Source organism: Streptomyces sp. MnatMP-M17 (genome assembly GCF_900091995.1).
GTDB lineage: Bacteria > Actinomycetota > Actinomycetes > Streptomycetales > Streptomycetaceae > Streptomyces.
Map to the genome: position 1 here is coordinate 1 of NZ_FMDK01001019.1, position 2,777 is coordinate 2,777.

At 72.3% G+C, this 2,777-nt stretch carries 3 protein-coding genes and 1 pseudogene; 2 read left to right on the forward strand and 2 right to left on the reverse strand.

Annotation, left to right across the window (positions count from 1 at the left end; all coding sequences use genetic code 11):
* Positions 1 to 205, forward strand: a pseudogene (locus tag GA0115259_RS35260) (MFS transporter); the annotation flags it as partial.
* A 44-nt stretch (positions 206 to 249) separates the two neighbouring features.
* On the opposite strand, the gene GA0115259_RS35265 reads toward GA0115259_RS35260, so the two are convergent.
* Positions 250 to 849: a sigma-70 family RNA polymerase sigma factor gene (locus GA0115259_RS35265; protein WP_093604426.1), complete on the reverse strand. Its 600-nt coding sequence runs from the start codon at positions 847 to 849 to the stop codon at positions 250 to 252.
* Between the two features lie 185 nt (positions 850 to 1,034).
* Positions 1,035 to 1,712, reverse strand: coding sequence for a hypothetical protein (locus GA0115259_RS35270; protein ID WP_093604430.1), 678 nt, complete (start codon positions 1,710 to 1,712; stop codon positions 1,035 to 1,037).
* Positions 1,713 to 1,901: 189 nt separating this feature from the next.
* On the opposite strand from GA0115259_RS35270, the gene GA0115259_RS35275 reads away from it, so the two are divergent.
* Positions 1,902 to 2,777: ferric reductase-like transmembrane domain-containing protein (locus GA0115259_RS35275; RefSeq protein WP_093604428.1), on the forward strand; the 876-nt coding region annotated here is incomplete at its 3' end.

Consider the following 2,777-nt stretch of genomic DNA (forward strand, 5'->3'; position numbering starts at 1 on the left):
GGTCTTCGGCCGCCAGCGGCTGGCCGCCGGGATCGGCGCGTTCGCCAGCGGAGTGGCGGGCGGTCAGCTCTACGGGATCGCGGAGGGCGCGGGAATGGTCCCGGGCTTCTGGCTCGCGGTGTCGCTCCAGTGTCTGGTCCTGCCGCTTCTGCCGGCCCTGATGGCAGAGGTGAGGCGCCGCCGGTACGACAGCCGCCGGTCCTGACGACCGGTCCGGCGGCGCCGACGGCGCGCGGTCGCCACGCGCGGTTACGGGAGGACCGCCGAGGCGGGCTGCCAGACCGAGGTGAGATCACGTCTGGCGCGCGCCACACGGGAGCGGACCGTACCGACCGGACAGCCCGCGGCGCCGGCCGCCTCCGCGTATGAGAGCCCGAGTAACTGCGTCAGTACGAAGGCCTCCCGCCGCGACGGATCCATCGCGTCCAGGGCGTCGAACACCGCGACGGTCTCGTCGAAGCCGGGCAGATGACGCGGCTGCGCGCGCTCGGCCGCGGTCTGCCAGTCGGTGGTGTCGGCGACCCGTGGCCGGGCGGCGGCGCTGCGGTAGCGGTCGATGACCACGCACCGCGCGATCGACAGCAGCCAGGTGCGCGCGCAGGACCGGCCCGCGAACTTCGCCAGGCTGGTCAGGGCCCGCAGATAGGTCTCCTGGGCCAGATCGTCGGCGCCCGGGACGTCGGCGCTGAGATGCGCGACGAACCGCCGTACGTCGTCGTAGGTCGCGCGCACGAAGAGCTCGGCCGCCTCGCGGTCGCCGGTACCGGCGGCCAGTGCCCACGCGGTGATCTCCACGTCGCGGTGGGCGGATCTGATGGTGCGTGGATGGTTCGGTGGGGCAGGGAACATCTCACTCGGTCCTTCGCGTCCTCGCGGCGCCGCACCGCGCCGGGCAGAGCAGGGCAGGGCGCGGCGCCATCGGTGGCCGGCTTCCGCGGTGGCGCGGCGGTGCACCGGCAGGCCTGTGAACAGGCACGCGTGCGCGCCTGAGAGACCCTCGGCCACCGGAGCCCGGAACGGGCGGCGGCGAAGGGTCAGTCGAAGGACGGAACGAAGGGCGGGCCCCGGCGGGAGATGCCGTACAGCACCACAAGCCGGCGCGGACGGCGGTGGCGCCGGTGGAGCGCCGCGGTCCGCCTACGCGGCAGCGGCGCCACGGCACCGGTCAGCACCCGCCAGGCCCGCCGCAGCGGAGCGCAGACGAACAGCGCGAGGGAGCGCCCGAGTTGACGGACCGCCGCTTCGCCGCGCCACAGCCACCAGCCGCAGAGCAGCCCGGCCACCAGATGGGCCAGGGCCATACCGGACGTCAGGGAGTGACCGTCGTAGGCCAGGACGAGGGGCAGCAGATCCGTCGGCCCTTCGGCCATCCCGGAGTGTGCGTGCGCCGCCGTGTCCGAGCGGCCCATCCCGGGCATCTCCATGGTCCGCCCGGCACCGGCCCCGGCGCCCGGCAGAAGGACATGGGTCCAGCTGAACAGGGCGTGCAGTGTCACCTGTCCGGCCGCGCTCACGCCCGCGATCGCGGGCGCGCCGCGCTCACGCCCGGCCAGCCACCAGCCCGCGCCGCCCGTGGCGATCAGCGCGAGGGCAAGGGCGGGCCACGGCAGCGGGATGTCGGACTGGAGCGCGTGGCCGAGTCCGGACACCGCGACGCACACGGCCGCGAACACGGCGGCACGTGTGAGTCGGAGTGCGGGCCCGGCTCTCATGGCCGTCATCGTGTCACCCGTGACGGAGCCTCGGAAAAGGGCTGCTGATCCGGATACGTCGATGGTTCGGCCGCTTTAGGAGGACACCCAGGCGATGTGATCCATGTCACATCGACTCGCCGGGAACTTTCCCGGGCCGGGACCCGACTGCTCCGGTAACCCGCCGAAGCCGTCGCGAAAGCCGCCCAGATGAAGCCGTCCTCCACGCCCGCCGTCCCCGAGCCGGCCGACCAGCCCGGCACTACGAGTACAACCGACAGGTCACAGCCCAGAGTCACTCTGAGATCGGATCTCAGAGCGTCGATACCGGACGGTCTGATCGCCCTGGTGGTGACCGCCGCCGTCTTCGCCCTGCTCTACGCCCGTATCAAGGCGAAGACCTCCTCCACCGTGACCGTCATGCCCTTCATGGCCGACACGGGCGGCTTCTGGATGTACTTCCTCAGCCAGGCCTTCGGCTGGTCGGCTCTGCTCTGGGCATGGACCACCGTCGTACTGGGCCTGCTGCTCTCCGGACCCCGGCCGGGCCGGCTGCCGCTGTCGGCACAGCGCCTGGAACGGCTGCACCGTACGACCAGTCTCAACACCATCGCGCTGATCCTCGCCCACGCGCTGCTGTTCGCCGCGGAGTTGGTACGGCACGACACCACGCGCTGGTACTCCCGGCTCTACACCGCCTTCGTGGAGTCGTTCGTGCCGGGCGGCTACGACTCGGGCACGGGCCAACTCGCCATACCTCTCGGCCAGGCCGCGCTCTATCTGGCCGTCCCGCTCGGGCTGCTCTTCTACATCCGGCACCGCATCGGCCCCAAGACCTGGCGTGTTCTGCACCGGTTCGTGATCGTCGTCTATGTCCTGAGCGTGTGGCACACGCTGCTGTACGGCACGAACGTCTGGTACGACGGCTGGTTCCGCACCACGGTCTGGCTGCTGCAACTGCCCATCGCCGCGCTGCTGCTCGCGCGCCTGCTGCGTCCCGCGCGCCGCTCCGAGCGGCTGTCGAGCCCCGGCGCCCATACCGGCTCGCGCGCGGGCTGGGGCCTGCGCCTCGGCGGACGCCTCGCC

What these genes read in the sequence shown, in the direction of transcription:
- GA0115259_RS35265 (WP_093604426.1), bottom strand. Translation starts at nt 849, where the DNA reads ATGTTCCCTGCCCCACCGAACCATCCACGCACCATCAGATCCGCCCAC.
- GA0115259_RS35270 (WP_093604430.1), bottom strand. Translation starts at nt 1,712, where the DNA reads ATGAGAGCCGGGCCCGCACTCCGACTCACACGTGCCGCCGTGTTCGCG.